This window comes from Corallococcus sp. EGB (assembly GCF_019968905.1).
In the GTDB taxonomy this organism is placed as follows: domain Bacteria; phylum Myxococcota; class Myxococcia; order Myxococcales; family Myxococcaceae; genus Corallococcus.
The window spans coordinates 7,283,574-7,300,360 of the sequence record NZ_CP079946.1 but is presented as its reverse complement, the minus strand read 5'-3'; the positions used below and the strand labels follow the sequence as shown (position 1 = coordinate 7,300,360).

Here is a 16,787-nt window from a genome sequence, read left to right as displayed (position 1 = left end):
GGCCTGCCAGGCCACCGAGTGCACGGTCGTGCACATGTCTTCCTGCGTCATCCGGCGTGGACCTACTCCGGCCGCTGGTAGACGATGATTTGCGGCGTCTCGTCCAGGTACAGCCCGGTGACGGGCGTGCGCGTGCCGAAGGCCTGCCACGTGAGGAACTCGTGCTCGCGGAACTCCTGGTGGTACTGGTACGCGACGATGTCCGCGTCGAACGGGCTGTTCACCGGCCGCACGTCCGCGCGCAGCATGCCGTTGCGCTGGTAGTCCCGGAACGAGAAGCCGTTCACCTCGTGCAGGTAGATGCGCGCGCCCGGCTTCGCGTGTTCGTTGATCCACGGCAGCACGCCGGTGACGTGGCTGGACCAGAACTGCCGCTGCATGCCCAGCGTCGCCGCGCCCGGCAGTCCGCCCGCGAGCTCCGAGTACGCCGCCGTGCCGTAGGGGAACACCCGCACCAGCGACATCAGCGCGGGCACCAGGAGCAGCGCGAACACCGGCACCGTCACCACCCGCGGTGACAGCGAGGGCCGCCGCGCCTTCAGCACTTCCCACAGGGCGAAGCAGCCGCGCGCCACCGCTGCGCCCGCGAGGATGCCCAGGAAGGGCATGGACGGGAACCAGTGCTTCACGCCGCCGAAGTGCGGCACCTGCGGGTGGCTGATGATCAGGATGGACGTCACCGCGTTCACGCCCACCAGCGCCTCCGACGCGGTGGGCATCCGCACCCACTCCCGCGTGCGGGCGCTCAGGCTCAGCAGCGCCCGGCCCACGAGCGCGACGAAGCCCGTCACCATCGGCGCGAAGAGGCTGGTGGGCACCGTCAGCGCCGTCTTCACCAGCACATAGGTGAGCGGGAAGGGCGGTCCGCGCATCAGCGTGCCCAGGTAGAACCAGGCGTAGTGGTTGTGCGTCGCGTGGAAGGCCAGGTACCACGCGGTGCGGTCCACCGGCGCGTGCCAGAGGTAGGGCCAGTGCAGGAAGAAGATGATGGGGCCCAGCACCGCCATCGCCGCCAGCGGCACCAGCGCCCGCGTCACCGGCAGGCTCACCCGCTCCAGGTCCCGCAGCAGCAATTCGCTGCCCACCGCCAGGCCCAGGAAGAACAATGTGTGCGGGCTCAAGAGCAGGAACTTCTTCTGGAACCCGGCGGATCCGCCCAGGAACACGACGAGCAGGCCGTACAGCACCGCCACCGCCGCGAACAGCCCCACGAAGCGGCCCAGCCGCATGCGGGCCTCGGGGGTGCCTTCGCTCGCCCGCCACGCACGCCACAGCGCGAACGGCGACAGCACGAACGGCAGGAAGAGGGCGTTGTGCTTCGTGGCGATGGCCAGGCCGAACGCCACGCCGCACGCGACGCCCCAGCGGGTGCTCTCCAGCGCGCGCCAGAAGCAATACACGACGAGCAGCCACATCGCGGCCACCGGCATGTCGAAGCACGCCAGCTCCGCGTTGAAGTACTGGCGGGGCACCAGCAGGAAGGAGAGGGCGGCGAACCACCCCGCGGTGCGCCCGTACAGCGCGCTGCCCAGGAGGAAGCACAGCGCGGGCACCAGCGCCGCCATCGCGAACGCGGGCAGCCGGAAGGCCGTCGCGTCGCGCATGACCCCGAGCGTGTCGTGGAAGAGCAGGTGGCTCAACCCGAACAGCGTCTTCATCAGCGCCGGGTGCTCGTGGTTGGAGTCCCACAAGCGCACGATGGCGCTGTCCGTGAACGCCTGCGCTGGCGAGTGGAAGAGCAGCCGGAACCACTGCGAATAGCCTTCCGCCGCGGCGAAGTAGACGCTCTCGTCGCGCGTGAAGCCCACCGCGGCTTCCGTGCTCCACAGCGCCGCGAAGGCCAGCACCCACAGCGCCAGCGCCGTGAGCTTCTCCTCGCGCGTCGCGGGGCGTCCGGTCATCGGGAGCGTCACCGGAGCCGTCACCGGAGCGCTCATGGCTTCACCCCCACCGCGGGCTCCAGCGCCATCACGTCCAGGCATATCTGCCGCGACTCCGCGTTGTCCGCCTGCGTCCAGACCTTCAGCGTGCGCGGCGGTCCAGGCGGCAGCATCACCTCCGCCTTCTGCACCCCCTCGCGTCCCGGGGGAATGGCCACGTCCAACAGCCGCTGTCCCGTGGCCGCGTCATCCACGCCCATATGGGATGTGGAGAGGCGCGGGTCCCGGGGGTGCGCGAACTCGAAGATGATGCCGCCCTCCAGCCGCAGGCCCATGCCGGAGGGCACGTCCGCGAACTCCGCCACCAGCCGCTGCGCGCCGCCGGGCGCGTGCATCCACAGGCAGTGCCGGGGCTCGTAGAAGATCTCATGCCACTCCGGCGCCACGTACAGGTGCGGCGGGCCGGGGCAGCGGTGCGCGCGTCCGTCGAAGGCGCAGTCCTGGCGCGAGCCGTCCGGCTGCTCCAGGTACACGCGCGCCGTGCTCGCGGACTCGCTCGCCACCCATTGGCGCGGGCGGTAGCGGCCGTTCTCATAGAGGCGCAGCGACAGCGGGCCCCTGCGCGCTTCGGGGCCCAGGGCCTTGCGGCCGGGGAGGAAGGCCGCGTCGAACGCCGCGGAGTCGGAGCGGGGCAGGTCCGGCTGGCCCAGCACCCAGATGCGCGGGTGCGCGCTCAGGTCCGCGCGGTCCGACTCCAGCCACCCGTACACCGGCACCGACGGCGGCACGAAGAGGCGGGCGCGCTCGGTCCACCAGGGGAACAGCAGCACCGCGTCCCCGGGGCGCGCGTCCCGGGCCAGCACGTCCGCCACGGCGCGCTCGTCCGCGTCCGTGGGCAGCCGGCCCGGAAGGCGCAGCTGGAAGGCGATGCACGAGAGCGCGACGAGCAGCAGGGCCCCCAGCTCCACCAGGGGCAACGCGCGCAGGGCCTTAGGACTTCGCAAGACGGATCTTCTGCTCGCTCTTTTCGCGGCAGAAGGTGCAGAAGATGTGGTCGCCCTGGTTGAAGGACGGCGTCCAGGGCGGATACATCGAGCAGCGCGGATCCAGGCAGTGGTGCAGCTCCCAGAGCGTGCCCAGCTGGTGCAGCGCGTGCCGCGCGATGGGCTTGAAGTCCTTCTCCAGGTCCTTGAACGGCGCGATGGAGAGGATGGCCCGGTCCTTGCCGAACTTCGCGAAGCCCGACGTGGGCGCCTTGCCGCTGGGCAGGTCGCGGTCCTTCAGCTTGCGCGAGGTGAGCAGCAGCACCTTGTCGTCCTTGTAGGCCCGGATGCCCTTCACCTCGTCGAGCAGCTTCTCCGCGTCCAGGGGCTCGGACATGCCCGCGGGAATCTCCGCGATGCCGCTGTGCTCGCTGCCCACGCCGAAGGCCGTGTAGAGCGTGCGGTTGAACTTGGCGAGCTGCTTGTCGTCGAAGGGGTCCAGCGTCACGACGCGAATCACGGGGCGTCACCTCGGCGGGAAGGCCCTCGCGGTGCCGGGCGCGCGCTCATGCGCGACGCGGGCCGGCGGGAGGGCCGTGGAGTCCTGCGGTTCACTCGTCCTCGGGCGGCCTGGCCTTGGGCGGACGGCCACGCTTCTTCGGCGCGGCGGGCTCCGCGGGCGCGGCGTCCTCGGCCGGCTTGGCCTTGGGCGGGCGGCCGCGCTTCTTGGGGGCGGGGGCCTCCGCGCCCTCCACCACCTCGGGCTTCGGCTTGGGCGGACGGCCGCGCTTCTTGGGCGCGGAGGCTTCCGCGCCTTCGGCCGGCTTGGCCTTGGGCGGACGGCCGCGCTTCTTTGGGGCCTCCTCGGCCGCCTCCTCGCCGCCCTCCTCTTCGCCGCCCTCCTCGGAGGACTCCTCCTCGGACTCGGCCTGCGGCTCCTCGTCCGAGGGCAGGTCCAGCTCTCCGCCCTCCAGACCCATGAGGTCGCCGTCCAGGTCCATGTCGTCCTCGTCGCCGCCGGGCCGCGCGAACTCCGCGGCGGTGCGCTTGGGGCGCTCCTTCCCGGGCGGGAAGAGGACGATGTCGATGGAGTCCTCGGCGTTGGCCTCGGCGGTGCCCAGCGCGGCGGCGACCTCCGAGACCAGCAGGTGCCGGGCGTTGTCGTAGAGCTCGCGCTCCTTGGTGGGCAGCGGCCGCAGCTCACTCAGGACCTGGAGGCCCTTGACGACCTCCGCCAGCCCCAGGATGCCGCCCTGGGTCATGCGGTCCAGGTTGGTGCGCGCGCGCTGCTTCCAATCCAAGTCCGCCTTGTCACTGTCCGAGCGGAGGAACGCGTAGATCTCCTCCACGTCCGCGGGACTGGCCACCTTGCGGACGCCAATGGAGACAATCTTTCCTTGCGGCACCATCACGACCGCGCCGTCTTCCTCCCGGCGCATGGTGACGAAGGTGAGGCTCTGGCCCGCCACCTCCTTCACGTCGATGGCGGCGACGCGGCAGACCCCCTGGTTGGGGTAGACGACCCGGTCTCCAACCTGAAGCTGGAGTGCAGCGGACCCTTCTGGCATGGCCCCCTCGTGGGCGGGTGGGATGAGCACCGAAGCGAGCGCCGGTCGTAGCACCGTGCCCCGCCGGATGCCACGAGATTACCGGGGGAGCATTGTCATCCGGTGGGCATTGCGCTGGGCCTCCAGCAGCCTGGCCATGACCTCGTGCGCCTGCGCGTCCAGGACAGCGTCGAGCTGGGCGTCGGTCGGCCCCTCGTCCGCCGTGCTTCCAGGCCGCGCATCCACCGGGGTGGAAAGTCCCACCGTGGCCATCACCGCGATCCCCAGGGCCAGCACCGCCAGCAGCTTCTTCATGAGCGTCCTCCGTGGCGACCCAGGGTAGGGGCGACGCCCGGATGATCAATTTTTCGGCTACAGGCTGGCGGTGCCCTGTAGCGCCCCGTCGCGCGGGAACGCTACTGGTGCAGCGGCGCCACCGGCGTCACCTCCAGCGTGAGGCCGCCGGAGTTGTCGCTGACGTCGTCGTCCGGGAACGCGAGCCGCAGCCAGCTGGCGCCGCGCATCACCGTGGGTTGGTTCACCTCCAGCACCTCCAGGAGGCCCGGGGCCACGGCCGGGGACGCGCCCGCGCCGTGCAGCGCGAGCACGCCGCCCACCTCGCCGCCGCCGAAGCCCCGCGTGCGCGCCGGTTCCCCGGCCGAGCGCACGACGACGCGGTAGGTGGTCGCGGGGTCCAGCTCCCGCAGCGTGAAGCCGTCGTGGGGGGACAGCGAGACCGCGTGCCGTCGCGCGTCCAGGAGCAGGGTGGTGATGGCGCCGCTCGCCTGCTCGCGCACGTGCACCTGGAGGGCGCCGCGGTTGTCGTCGGGGCGGTCATCCCAGAGGAACACGTAGAGGACGGAGGCGTCGCGCACCAGCACCTCGTCCGTGCCCACCATGCCGAAGCTGTCGCGCGCGGCGAGCGCCGTGCCGCCCTCCAGGAAGTACACGGCCTGGGACACCGGCAGGGGGGCGCCCACCGACACGCGGCCCTCCACGCGCAGGCCATAGGTGCGGGAGGGATCCAACCGCATGCGCGCCGCCTGGGAAGGGGGCACGCGCAGGGCATGCGCGACGGTGCTGAGCGTGAACGGGCCACCGGAGGAGTAGCGGGCGAAGGCGGGCGCGTCCGCCGGGCCCGCGCGGGGCAGGGCTCGCGTCGCGGCGGGGTACTTCGGCATGAGCCTCGCGTGGACCGCCAGCGTGGTGCCGCGCTCGGCGTGCACGCGCTGGCTGAAGGGCGCCATGCCCGGCAGCAGCACCTCCAGCACGTGCTCGCGGTCCGACGGCAGCTGGGTGATGAGCGTGGGCGTCGTCTCCGGGAGCGCCCGGCCGTCCACGCGGATGGAGGCTCCCGCGGGCGAGGAGCTGAGCTCCACCGCGAACGAGTTGGAGCCGCCCATCACCATGCCCAGCCACGTGGCCACGAGCGCGGCCACCACCACCGGCGCGCCGCGCACCGCCCAACCCCGCAGCGTGCGGTGCCACGCGGGCGGCGGTACCGGAGGCATCACCTGTGGAGGCAGGGGCTGCGTCGTCAAATCCCCCCGGGGCTCGCCGCGGGGCTCCCTCCCGGGCTCGGAGACGAAGCGGGGCATCTCCGGCGGCGTGGCGATGGGCGGTGGTTCCGCGATGCCGCTCCAGCGGCCCACCCGCGCGATGAACTCGCGCGGCAGCTGCACCGGACGCCCGGCCTCCACGAGCTCCGGCTCGAAGAGGTAGCCCATGAAGTGGCCCAGGTCGCTCGCGGAGACGTCCGGCGCGGTGACGTGCAGCTGCCGCGCCAGCGCCTCCGCGAAGGCCTGCGCGGTGGGGTAGCGCTGCTCCGGGCTCGTGGCCATCGCGGTGAGCAGGATGCGCTCCAGCGCGGCCGGGATGCCTGGCACCCACTCGCGCGGGCGGGGGAAGTCACCCTGGGCGATCTTCCGCAGCACGTCGTGGAGCGAGCCCTCGAAGGGGCGCCGCCCGCAGAGCATCTCGTAGAGGACCGTGCCCGCGGCGAACACGTCCGTGCGCGCGTCCAGCGCCTCGCCGCGCGCCTGCTCCGGCGCGAAGTAGACGTACTTGCCCTTCGCGGGATCCGCCTTCGTGTCCGAGCGCCCGGCGAGCCGCGCCCGCGCGATGCCGAAGTCCACCAGCTTCACCTGCCCCTCGAAGGAGAGGAGCACGTTCTGCGGGCTGACGTCCCGGTGGACGATGTGCAGCGGGCGGCCGTTGTCGTCCAGCCGCGTGTGCGCGTACGCAAGCCCCCGCAGCATGTCGATGGCCACCAGCACCGCCAGCGGCGCCGGCAGCGCGGGCAGCCCCTTCTCCCTCGCCCGGCGCAGCACGTGCGAGAGCGGATGGCCGTCCACCCACTCCATCGCGAGGAAGTACTCGCCCTCGACTTCACCGAAGTCGAAGATCTGCGCGATGTTGCCGTGCGACAGCCCCAGCGCGATGCGCGCCTCGTTGATGAACATGGACACGAACGCGCTGTCGTCCGCGTAGCCGGGGAGGATCTTCTTGATGACCACCGGCTTCGTGACGCCCGCCACCGCCGTCATCCGGGCGCGGTAGATCTCCGCCATGCCGCCCGTCGCGATGCGCTCGAGCAGCTTGTACTTGCCGAACTGGAGGCCGGCGGAGGGCTGCGGCACGTTCGAACCGGCTCCTGTCGAGGGGAGTCCTTCGCGAAAACCGCGAGACGCTATCATGAGGCCATTCAGACGCTCAGGGTGGAATATTCCGCTACGCTCGCCATGCGGTTCCCGTAACCGTGCATTCTTCCTCCTGTTGTTGAGCGGCCTCGCGTCAGGCGGCTGCAAGGAGTCCGTGCCCGCCGGACCGTCACGCGCTGCGTCTTCCTCGACCCCACTGCGGGTGGAAACGGGGGCTGCTGCCCCTGCTCCCCAGGACGCCGGCTCCTGGGCGGACGCGACCGTCGCGCCGGTGTCCGCGCCCGTCCATGGCGAGCCCGCTCCGGACGGCGTCCTCCGGCTGGGGCTTTCAGGGGACCTGGTGCGCCTGGGCACGGAGACCTTCACGCCGGCCCGGACACAGGACGCGAGCCGGCTCGCGGAGCGGGTGCGGGGAAGGGACGTGCTCGTCGTGGTGGAGGACGCGGACACGTTCCTCGCGCAGGTGTCCGGCGCGCTGGCGGTCTTGCGCACGCAGGCGGCGGTGGTGTGGCTTCAGCACCCGGACGCGCCGGTGGCCTACCGGGTGGTGCTGCGCGATGAACAGGGCTTCCGGGCGTGGCTGGAGGAGGTGGCGCCCGGCAAGCTGCGCATCATCCAGCGCGCGGATGGCTTCGAGCTGACGACCAGCGTGGGCAAGCTGCCGGGGCCGGACCGCAACGGCCCGTCCGTACCGGTGCGCGGCGGGCGCCAGGACCTCGCGACGCTGCGGCGGGAGCTGGCCCGGCTGAAGACGCGCTTCACCACGTCGGACGACCTGTGCCTCGTCCCTTCGTTCGGGACGGAGGTGGTTCAGGCGGTCCGGGCGCTCGGCGGCACGTACGTCGCGCCGGAAGAGGGGCTCTTCGACACGCTCTGCCTCGTGTACCCCACGCCCCGGCCGGCGACGGACGCAGGGCTCCCGTAACCGGGTGCGGTGGGCCCGACACGGCTGGCGGCCGGGCACGCACTCCGCGTGGAGGCTTCGTCGCGTGGACTCGCGAGTGCCGCGCCGCTACTACCCCCAACGGTCCGCGCGCCCTAATGTGCCGCGCGCCTTTTTTCCTGAAGGCTTTGGAGGGCCATGCTCCCTCCCGGAGGTCGTCGATGGTCGCCGCAACCGAGCCCACTGCCCGTCCCCAGGACGTCCTCTCCGGGGGCGCCTTCCTCTTCCAGGAGGTGGGCTCAGCCCGCATCCTCACGCCGGAAGGCTTCTCCGAGGAGCAGCGGCTCTTCTTCAAGACGGCGCTCCAGTTCTGCCGCGAACAGGTGCTGCCCCAGGCCGCGCGCATCGAGGGCAAGGACAACGCGCTCCTGCGCGACCTCCTGCGCCGCGCGGGCGAGCTGGGGCTGCTGAGCGTGGACATTTCCGAAACCTACGGCGGCACGGGCCTGGACAAGACGACGTCGCTCCTGCTCGCGGAGGCCATGAGCCTGTTGGGCTCCTGGTCGGTGACGTCCAGCGCGCACACCGGCATCGGGTCGCTGCCCATCGTGTGGTTCGGCAATGAGGCGCAGAAGGCGAAGTACCTGCCCAGGCTCGCCACGGGGGAGTGGGTCGCCGCGTACGCGCTGACGGAGCAGGGCAGCGGCAGCGACGCGCGCGGGGCGAAGACGAAGGCGGTGAAGTCCGCCGACGGCAAGCACTACGTGCTCAACGGCTCCAAGCTCTACATCACCAACGCGGCCTTCGCGGACGTGTTCGTCGTCTTCGCGCAGGTGGACGGCGACAAGTTCACCGGCTTCATCGTGGAGAAGGACACCCCGGGCCTCACCGTGGGCCCGGAGGAGCACAAGATGGGCATCCGCGGCTCGTCCACGTGCCCGCTCTACTTCGAGGACGCGCGAGTGCCCGTGGAGAACCTGCTCGGCGAACTGGGCAAGGGCCACCGCATCGCCTTCAACATCCTCAACTACGGCCGGCTGAAGCTGGGCGCGGGCGTCATCGGGAGCATGAAGCTGCAACTGCAGAACGCGCTCAAGTTCGCGCAGGAGCGCAAGCAGTTCAAGGCGCCCATCGCCACGTTCCCGCTCATCCGCGAGAAGCTCGCGCGCATGGCCTCGCTCGTCTACGCGGTGGAGAGCATGACGTACCGCACGGCCGGCCTGGTGGACGGGCGGCTCGCGGCCAAGGAGCGCTCGGAGAAGGACTACGACGCGCACGTCATCGCCGCGATGGAGGAGTTCGCCACCGAGGCCTCCATCATGAAGGTCTTCGGCTCGGAGGCCATCGGCTTCCTGGTGGACGACGCCGTGCAGGTGCACGGCGGCGCCGGCTACATCGAGGAGTACCCGGTGGAGCGCGCCTACCGCGACGCGCGCATCAACCGCATCTTCGAGGGCACCAACGAGATCAACCGGATGCTGATCACCGGCATGCTCCTCAAGCGCGCCGTGAAGGGCGACCTGCCGCTGTTCGCCCAGGCGCGCGCCGTGGCGGAAGAACTGGGCCGGGGCGAGCGTCCCCGCGCGGGCCGCCACGACGCGCTGGCCCATGAGGAGATCGCCGCCGAGTGCGCCAAGCACCTGGCCATCCACGGCATGCGCCTGGCCGCCGAGGCCTTTGGCGCGGAGCTGGACAAGCACCAGGAGGTCATGGCCTCGCTGGCGGACGTGGTGATGGATGCGTACGCGCTGGACTCCATGGTGACGCGCACCCGTCAGGCCGCCACCGGTGGCGTGCTGGACCCGGTGCGCGTGGCGCTGGTGCGGTTGTACGCGATGGAGTCCACCTCGCGCGCCTTCGAGCGCACCCGCCGCGCCCTCTGCGCCACGCTCAAGGGGGACGCGCTCGCGCTGGAGTTGAAGCGCCTCTCCGCGCTGGACGCCTTCACGGCGTACGACCCGGCGGAGCTGCGTGAGACCATCGTCGCGGGCCTGGAGGAGGCCGGCGGCTACCCGTACAACCCGCTGTAACCGCTTGAAGCGCGCGGGTGCCCTGGCCTTCGCGTCAGGGCATCCGCGACACGGCATCCAGGCCGAAGCTGACCCGGGCCCGCCAGGGTGCGGGCGGCAGGTGCTCCAGCGCCATCAGGTCCTCCAGGCGCTGGACCATCTCCGGCCGCAGCCGGCCGAACGTCGCGCCGAAGCCCGGCGTCACCGCCTGCGCCACGCCCTTGCGCGGCACCGTCGACGTCCACGCCACCTCGCCGTGGAGCAGGAGCGGCCCCTCCTTCATGTCCATCTCCATGAAGAAGGGCGTGCCCACCAGCACCTCGCGGGGCAGGGCGGGGGCATCCACCTCCAGGCCCACGCCGCCGCGGGAGATGTCGCGCACGTAGAAGAACGGCGCCCGGGGGTCTCCCTCGCGCGCGCGCAGGTGCAGCGGCAGGCGCGGGAAGCGGCGCAGGCCGTGCTGCTCCTCCTGGGCGAAGATGAACTGGAGCACCGCGTCCAGCGCGCTGCGATCCTCCGCGCCGTCGTAGCGCACCGTGAGCAGGAAGCGCTCGCCGGGGCGCGGCTCCACCCGGACGACCTCGCCCAGCACCTCCACCGGGCGCGGCATGCCGCCCGCGTGCAGCTCGAAGGTGAACCGGGTGCCCAGCGGCAGGGCCTTGCGCGTCTCCAGGGTGACGCCGCCCTGACCCACGCTGCGGGTGTACTCACCGACCAGCGACTGCGGGGTCTTGTAGGCCACCTTCAGGCGAACGTTCGTGCTCACGCGCCCGTCAGTCTCAGCCTGGGAGCGGAAGAACTCAAGTTTGCCCCACCCCTGAAGGTAGGCCGTGCGGCAGGTGCCCTGGGGGATGTCCGGCCCCGGGCTCGCGGTGTTCCAGCCTGTTGCGCGGTTTCTTGACCCCCCTGGGGGGGGCGCGTATGTATGCCGGCCGTCAGAGGGGTAAGAAGTGGGAAGGAGTGGTGGTCCGTCCCGTGCCGGGCTGAAAAGGTGGATCGTCCCACGTGTTCCGAGGCGTCTATGAGCACCAGATCGACGCGAAGGGGCGCACCAGCCTCCCGGCCAAGCTGCGGGAGACGCTGGTGGGCGCCTACGACGAGCGGCTCATCGTCACCACGGCCCTGGACCCCTGCCTCCACGCCTATCCGGTGCGGGAGTGGGAGGCGTTGGAGACCGCGCTCGCCCGGCGCAACCCCATGGAGCCCGGGGTCAAGACGTTGATGCGGCTGTACGTGGCCAGCGCGCAGGAGTGCCCGCTGGACAAGCTGGGGCGGTTGCTCATCCCGCCGTCGCTCAGGGCGTACGCGAAGTTGGAGAAGGACGTGGTGTGGGCGGGGATGGTGAAGGTGATTGAGCTTTGGAGCCAGGAAGGCTGGGCGAAGGCGCAGGAGGACGCGCGCCAGGAAGCCACCTCCCAGGACGTGTTGCGGGTGCTGGGCGAGTTGCGCCAGCCGTAGCCAGGAAGTCGACAGCCTCGAGTTCGCAAGAGAAGGGTGGGCAGGCGCATGGACCAGCTGCAGGAGGTTCGTCGGAGCAGGGCGGTGATGGCGTCCGAGCGCGTGGAGACGCTCATGCTCGAGGGCGAGCTGGAGGAGGCGGACCTCCTCAAGCTGTGCGAGGACCTGATGCACCGGCTGCACCGGGGCACGCGCCAGGTGGTGCTCGACTTCGCGGACGTGTCGCACCTGAACTACCGCGGCGTGCGCCCGCTGATGGCCCGCGCGGACGCGTTCCGCCGCGCCGGTGGGGACGTGAAGCTGTCCGGCCTGTCGCCGTACCTGGCCGCCATCTTCCGCGCGGCCGGCGCCCATGACGCCTTCGAGCTGTACCCGCACATGCACGATGCCCGGGCCGCCTTCCAGCTCGCGCGCGCTCCCTTCGTCTGACCCCCCACCCAAGGCCCCTTCCGTGGACTTCCAGCACCAGACCGTCCTGCTCCACGAGACGGTGGAGCTGCTGAACCCGGCGGAGGGCAAGATCATCCTCGACGGGACGCTCGGCGGCGGAGGGCACACCCAGGCGCTGCTCGCCCGGGGCGCCACGGTGGTGGGCGTGGACCGGGACCCCGTGGCGCTGGCCGCGGCCACCGCCCGCATGGGGGGCAACGCGCGCTTCCAGGCCCGGCAGGGCAACTTCGCGGACCTTCCCCGCGTCGCGGAGGACCTGCTCCCCGTGGACGGCGTGCTGGTGGACCTGGGCGTGTCCTCGCCCCAGCTGGACGTGGCCGAGCGCGGGTTCTCCTTCATGAAGGACGGCCCGCTGGACATGCGCATGGGCGACAGCGGCATCACCGCCGCGGAGCTCATCGCCGGGACGGACGAGCGCGACCTGGCGAAGCTGCTCAAGGACTATGGGGAGGAGCCCTTCGCGAGGCCCATCGCGCGGGAGCTCAAGAAGGCGCTGCCCCAGCGCACGCTGGAGGCCGCGGAGGTGGTGAAGCGGGCGGTGCCGCGCAAGGCGTGGCCGGACCGCATCCACGTGGCCACCCGCACCTTCCAGGCCCTGCGCATGGCGGTGAACGGCGAGCTGGAGGCGCTGGACGCGCTGCTCGCCGCGCTGCCGTCGCTGCTCAAGGTGGGCGGCCGCGCCGCGGTCATCTCCTTCCACTCCCTGGAGGACCGGAAGGTGAAGGAAGCCTTCCGCGCCCTGGTGGGCGGGTGCACGTGTCCGCCGGGCTTCCCGGTGTGCGTGTGCAACAGCCAGGGGGACTTCGCCCTCGTGTCCAAGAAGGCCGTCGCGGCTTCCGAAGCGGAAGTCGAGGCCAACCCCCGCTCTCGCAGCGCGCACCTGCGCGCGGTGGAGAAAATCCGATGAGCAAGGCCCTCTCGCGTCCCTCCGTGTCCGTGGCCCGCGTGCTGATGCACCTCTTGCCCGCCGTCGCGCTCTTCACCCTGTTCGCGGCCGTGGGCATCCTCCACGTCACCAGCCGCGTGCTGGTGGTGGACATGGGCTACCGCCTGTCCAACGCGGAGGGCGAAAACCGCTCGCTCACCCGGGAGAACGACCGGCTCAAGCTGGAGCTGGCCACGCTCAAGGCCCCGGCCCGCCTGGAGCGCGTGGCCCGCGAGCAGCTGGGCATGGCCATGCCCAAGGGCGGCGCGGTGGTGTCCCTCGCGGAGGACCGCGTGAAGGGCTCCAGCACCGCGCAGGCCCGCTCGGCGGCGCCCGCCGTCCGCGTGGCGGAGCGGGGGACCGCGCGGTGAGGGACCTCAAGAGCGCGCGGATTCCGGAGTCGAACACGAAGGGCCTCAAGCTGCGGGTCCAGCTCTTGTTCGGGCTGTTCCTGGTGCTCCTGGGGACGGCGTTCGGCCGCGCGGTCTACCTCCAGGTCTTCCAGCAGGAGAAGCTCCGGGGCCTGGCGCAGGACCAGTACGTCCGGCAGATCGACATCCCAGCCCGGCGCGGTGACATCTTCGACCGTCGCGGCACGCCGCTCGCGCAGAGCGTGGAGGTGGACTCCATCTGGGTGGACCCGTCCATGCTCCCCGACGTGCCGCAGGCGGCCCGTCAGCTCGCCCGCGCCGTGCACGTGGACGGCGGGGACCTGACCGCGCGCCTGTCGCGCGCCAAGCGCTTCGCGTGGGTGAAGCGCCAGGCGAAGCCCCAGGAGGTGGAGGCGGTGAAGGCGCTGGGCCTGCCGGGCCTGGGCTTCACCAAGGAGCCCAAGCGCTTCTATCCCCAGCGGGAGCTGGGCGCGCACGTCGTGGGCATGGTGGGCACGGATGGCCACGGCCTGGAGGGCCTGGAGCTGGCCTTCGAGGACGAGCTGTCCGGGCAGAACTCGCGCACCTCCGGCTTCCGCGACGCCAAGGGCCGCAAGCTGATGGTCCAGGGCGCCATGGATCCGCTGGAGCGCCAGGGCGCCGCGGTGACGCTCACGCTGGACCGCCACCTCCAGTACGTCGCGGAGAAGGCGCTGGCCAAGGCCGTGGAGGACGCCAAGGCGGTGGCGGGCATGGCGGTGGTGCTGGACCCGCGCACCGGTGAAATCCTGGCCATCGCCAACAACCCGCGCTTCAACCCCAACACGCCCGAGGACGGCGTGAAGAACGCCATCCGCAACCGCGCCGCGCTGGACTCCTTCGAGCCCGGCTCCACCATGAAGTCCTTCGTGGTGGCCGCCGCGCTGGAAGAGAAGGCCATCACCCCGGACCAGCTGTTCTTCTGTGAGAACGGCGCCCTGCGCATCGGCCGTCACACCATCCGGGACACCCACCCGCACGGCTGGCTCAACGCGCAGGGCATCCTCCAGGTGTCCTCCAACATCTGCTCCGCGAAGGTCGCCGAGGCCCTGGGCCGCGAGAAGTTCGTCGCCGCCTACCACGCCTTCGGCTTCGCCGAGCGCACGGGCCTGGCCCTCACCGGCGAGAGCCGCGGCGTCATCCCGTTTCCGAAATCGGACATCTCCCTGGCCACCCAGGCCTTCGGCCAGGGCATGACGGCCACCGCCGTGCAGCTGACGGCGGCCTACGGTGCACTGGCCAACGATGGCGTGCTGATGCGCCCGTACCTCGTCTCCAAGGTGGTGGACGCGGACGGCGTGGTGCTGCTGGAGAACCAGCCCACGGAGCTCCGGCGGGTGGTCTCCCCGAAGGTGGCGCGTCAGGTGGTGGGCATGCTCGAGAGCGTGGTGGTCAAGGGAGGGACCGCGCCCAAGGCCGCCATGGACGACTACCGGGTGGCCGGCAAGACGGGCACGGCGCAGAAGGCGGACCCCGTGGCGCGGGGGTATTCCGACAAACGCATCGCGTCGTTCGCGGGCATGGTGCCAGCCGAGGCCCCGCGTGTCGTGATTCTCGTGGTGGTGGACGAACCCAAGACAGACGTATACGGGGGGAACGTGGCTGCCCCTGCCTTCAAGGAAATCGCTACCGCCGCCATGGCCCACCTGGCCGTGCCCCCGTCCCGCACGGTGGCACCCGCCGAGGTGGCCGCGGCCGCCGCGCCCGTGGTGCCCCCTCCGGCACCGAAGGCGCTGGCGAAGGCCGTGCCCGCGCGGGCCGACCTGGAGGACGCGGTGACCGAGACCCCGGAGCCCGGCACGGTGCGTGTGCCGGACGTCCAGGGCCAGGCGGGACGTGAAGCCGTGGTGAAGCTGCTCGCCGCGGCGTTGGAGCCACAACTGCAGGGAAGTGGACGAGTCGTATCTCAGACCCCCCCCGCCGGCGCGCTGGTGGAGAAGGGGGCCCGGGTGACGCTGGAACTGGCGACGCGGCAATGAGGCCGGGTCCTTTCCAGGCCCCGCAAGCAATGTGTGTGAAGGGGAAGAGATGAAGCTGACGGATGTCCTCGCAGGGTGTGGAGCCGAGCAGACCTCGGGCGGCCGTTCCGCGGTCGACGTCACGGGCGTGACGCAGGATTCGCGGCGCGTGAAGCCGGGGGATCTCTTCATCGCCGTGCCGGGCCTGAAGGAAGACGGGGCCCAGTTCATTGGTGAAGCCGTGTCGCGCGGCGCGGTCGCCGTGGTGTCGGAGAAGCAGGGGCAGTCCTCGCAGGTGCCGTTCTTCAAGGTGAGCAGCGCGCGCAAGGCGCTGGCGCTCATCGCGGCGAACTTCCACGGCCGCCCCGCGGACAAGCTGACGCTCCTGGGCGTCACCGGCACCAACGGGAAGACGACCACCACCTACCTCCTGGAGGCCATCCTCGCCACGGCCGCCATGTACACCGGCTCACCGGCGCCGGGCGTCATCGGCACGCTGGGCTACAAGTTCGGCGGCAAGACGACGGAGCTGGCCAACACCACCCCGGACCCGCTGGAGCTGCACCGCATCTTCCGCGAGATGGTGGACGCGGGCGTGGAGACGGTGGTGATGGAGGTCTCCAGCCACGCGCTCGCGCAGGAGCGCGTGCACGGGCTCACCTTCAAGGCCGCGGGCTTCAGCAACCTGTCGCGCGACCACCTGGACTACCACAAGGACCTGGAGGACTACTTCCAGGTGAAGCGCAAGCTCTTCGTGGAGAACCTGGGCGCCTCCGGCACCGCCGTGGTGAACGGCGACGACACCTTCGCCAGCCGCATCTACAACGAGCTGCGCGGCCAGAAGCGCATGGCGTGGAAGTTCAGCCGCACGGGCGCGGGGGAGATCTCCGCCGCGGACGCCACCTATTCGCTCAAGGGCATCGAGGCCACCCTGAAGACGCCCGCGGGCGACATCAAGGTGAAGAGCAAGCTCCTGGGGCCCCACAACCTGGAGAACATCATGCTCGCCGCCGGCATCGCGCTGGGCGCGGGCATCAGCCGCTCGGACGTGAAGAGCGGCATCGAGCTGGTCACCGGCGTGGCCGGCCGCATGGACCGCGCGGAGAACCACCGCGGCGGCCCGGCGCCGGCGGTGCTGGTGGACTACGCGCACACGGATGACGCGCTCAAGCGCTCCATCGAGGCGGCGCGCGCGCTGGCCAAGGGTCGCGTCATCGTCGTCTTCGGCTGCGGCGGCGACCGCGACAAGGGCAAGCGCCCGCTGATGGGCACCGTGGCCGCCGAGGGCGCGGACCTGGTGATGGTGACCAGCGACAACCCGCGCACGGAGGATCCGGAGGAGATCATCTCCCAGGTGACGCCGGGCCTGGAGAAGGGCGGCCTGCGCCGCATCTCCGAGGGCAAGGCGAAGAACGGGGAGAAGGGCTACCTCGTGGACGCGGACCGCCGCTCCGCCATCGAGCAGGTCATCAACCTGGCCAAGGACGACGACGTCGTCCTCATCGCCGGCAAGGGCCACGAGACCTACCAGACGGTGGGCACCGAGAAGCTCAAGTTCGACGACCGCGAGGTCGCCGCGCGCGCGCTGGCCAACCGCATCCCGGGCTGACCCCCCGCAAAGGCC

General features: G+C 71.3%; 15 protein-coding genes. 8 read left to right on the top strand and 7 right to left on the bottom strand.

What is annotated here, in order from left to right:
- Positions 1-62: 62 nt before the first annotated feature.
- From KYK13_RS29650 to KYK13_RS29625, 6 genes are all read right to left on the bottom strand, one after another.
- Positions 63-1,901: a glycosyltransferase family 39 protein gene (locus KYK13_RS29650; protein ID WP_223646826.1), complete on the bottom strand. Its 1,839-nt coding sequence runs from the start codon at positions 1,899-1,901 to the stop codon at positions 63-65.
- Positions 1,902-1,933: 32 nt separating this feature from the next.
- Positions 1,934-2,884 (bottom strand): hypothetical protein, encoded by a 951-nt coding sequence (locus KYK13_RS29645; protein ID WP_223636441.1) that lies wholly within the window; start codon positions 2,882-2,884, stop codon positions 1,934-1,936.
- Positions 2,871-3,383 carry a hypothetical protein gene (locus KYK13_RS29640; RefSeq protein ID WP_223636439.1) on the bottom strand — a complete coding sequence of 171 codons (513 nt, stop codon included), beginning with the start codon at positions 3,381-3,383 and terminating at the stop codon, positions 2,871-2,873. The genes KYK13_RS29645 and KYK13_RS29640 overlap by 14 nt, the downstream gene beginning before the upstream one ends.
- A gap of 91 nt (positions 3,384-3,474) precedes the next feature.
- A complete protein-coding gene (locus tag KYK13_RS29635; RefSeq protein WP_223636437.1) occupies positions 3,475-4,431 on the bottom strand; it encodes a CarD family transcriptional regulator in 957 nt (318 codons plus the stop codon).
- 78 nt (positions 4,432-4,509) lie between these two features.
- Positions 4,510-4,725: a hypothetical protein gene (locus tag KYK13_RS29630; RefSeq protein WP_223636435.1), complete on the bottom strand. Its 216-nt coding sequence runs from the start codon at positions 4,723-4,725 to the stop codon at positions 4,510-4,512.
- 101 nt (positions 4,726-4,826) lie between these two features.
- A complete protein-coding gene (locus KYK13_RS29625; RefSeq protein WP_223636433.1) occupies positions 4,827-7,049 on the bottom strand; it encodes a serine/threonine-protein kinase in 2,223 nt (740 codons plus the stop codon).
- Positions 7,050-7,341: 292 nt separating this feature from the next.
- On the opposite strand from KYK13_RS29625, the gene KYK13_RS29620 reads away from it, so the two are divergent.
- On the top strand, positions 7,342-7,995 hold the full coding sequence (locus KYK13_RS29620) for a hypothetical protein (protein WP_223636431.1): 654 nt from the start codon (positions 7,342-7,344) through the stop codon (positions 7,993-7,995).
- A gap of 179 nt (positions 7,996-8,174) precedes the next feature.
- Positions 8,175-9,983, top strand: coding sequence for an acyl-CoA dehydrogenase family protein (locus tag KYK13_RS29615; protein ID WP_223636429.1), 1,809 nt, complete (start codon positions 8,175-8,177; stop codon positions 9,981-9,983).
- 34 nt (positions 9,984-10,017) lie between these two features.
- Here the strand turns inward: KYK13_RS29615 and KYK13_RS29610 are convergent, their stop codons facing one another.
- A complete protein-coding gene (locus KYK13_RS29610; protein WP_223636427.1) occupies positions 10,018-10,728 on the bottom strand; it encodes a PilZ domain-containing protein in 711 nt (236 codons plus the stop codon).
- A 239-nt stretch (positions 10,729-10,967) separates the two neighbouring features.
- On the opposite strand from KYK13_RS29610, the gene mraZ reads away from it, so the two are divergent.
- Genes mraZ through KYK13_RS29580 form a run of 6 tightly spaced genes read left to right on the top strand, consistent with a single transcriptional unit; the run spans position 10,968 to position 16,772 of the window.
- A complete protein-coding gene (gene mraZ / locus KYK13_RS29605) occupies positions 10,968-11,420 on the top strand; it encodes a division/cell wall cluster transcriptional repressor MraZ (RefSeq protein ID WP_223636425.1) in 453 nt (150 codons plus the stop codon).
- Positions 11,421-11,468: 48 nt separating this feature from the next.
- On the top strand, positions 11,469-11,849 hold the full coding sequence (locus KYK13_RS29600) for an STAS domain-containing protein (protein ID WP_223636423.1): 381 nt from the start codon (positions 11,469-11,471) through the stop codon (positions 11,847-11,849).
- A 22-nt stretch (positions 11,850-11,871) separates the two neighbouring features.
- Entirely contained in the window at positions 11,872-12,777 is a 906-nt protein-coding gene (gene rsmH / locus KYK13_RS29595; RefSeq protein ID WP_223636421.1) for a 16S rRNA (cytosine(1402)-N(4))-methyltransferase RsmH, read from the top strand.
- Positions 12,774-13,166, top strand: a complete 393-nt coding sequence (gene ftsL / locus KYK13_RS29590) for a cell division protein FtsL (protein ID WP_223636418.1) — start codon at positions 12,774-12,776, stop codon at positions 13,164-13,166. Before rsmH ends, ftsL begins: the two co-directional genes overlap by 4 nt.
- On the top strand, positions 13,163-15,184 hold the full coding sequence (locus KYK13_RS29585) for a penicillin-binding protein (RefSeq protein WP_223636416.1): 2,022 nt from the start codon (positions 13,163-13,165) through the stop codon (positions 15,182-15,184). The genes ftsL and KYK13_RS29585 overlap by 4 nt, the downstream gene beginning before the upstream one ends.
- Positions 15,185-15,233: 49 nt before the next feature.
- Positions 15,234-16,772: a UDP-N-acetylmuramoyl-L-alanyl-D-glutamate--2,6-diaminopimelate ligase gene (locus tag KYK13_RS29580; protein WP_223636413.1), complete on the top strand. Its 1,539-nt coding sequence runs from the start codon at positions 15,234-15,236 to the stop codon at positions 16,770-16,772.
- Positions 16,773-16,787 lie beyond the last annotated feature (15 nt).

Coding starts and splice junctions, on each gene's coding strand:
- KYK13_RS29650 (WP_223646826.1), bottom strand. CDS start 1,901: ATGACCGGACGCCCCGCGACGCGCGAGGAGAAGCTCACGGCGCTGGCG.
- KYK13_RS29635 (WP_223636437.1), bottom strand. CDS start 4,431: ATGCCAGAAGGGTCCGCTGCACTCCAGCTTCAGGTTGGAGACCGGGTC.
- KYK13_RS29630 (WP_223636435.1), bottom strand. CDS start 4,725: ATGAAGAAGCTGCTGGCGGTGCTGGCCCTGGGGATCGCGGTGATGGCC.
- KYK13_RS29615 (WP_223636429.1), top strand. CDS start 8,175: ATGGTCGCCGCAACCGAGCCCACTGCCCGTCCCCAGGACGTCCTCTCC.
- KYK13_RS29600 (WP_223636423.1), top strand. CDS start 11,469: ATGGACCAGCTGCAGGAGGTTCGTCGGAGCAGGGCGGTGATGGCGTCC.
- ftsL (WP_223636418.1), top strand. CDS start 12,774: ATGAGCAAGGCCCTCTCGCGTCCCTCCGTGTCCGTGGCCCGCGTGCTG.
- KYK13_RS29580 (WP_223636413.1), top strand. CDS start 15,234: ATGAAGCTGACGGATGTCCTCGCAGGGTGTGGAGCCGAGCAGACCTCG.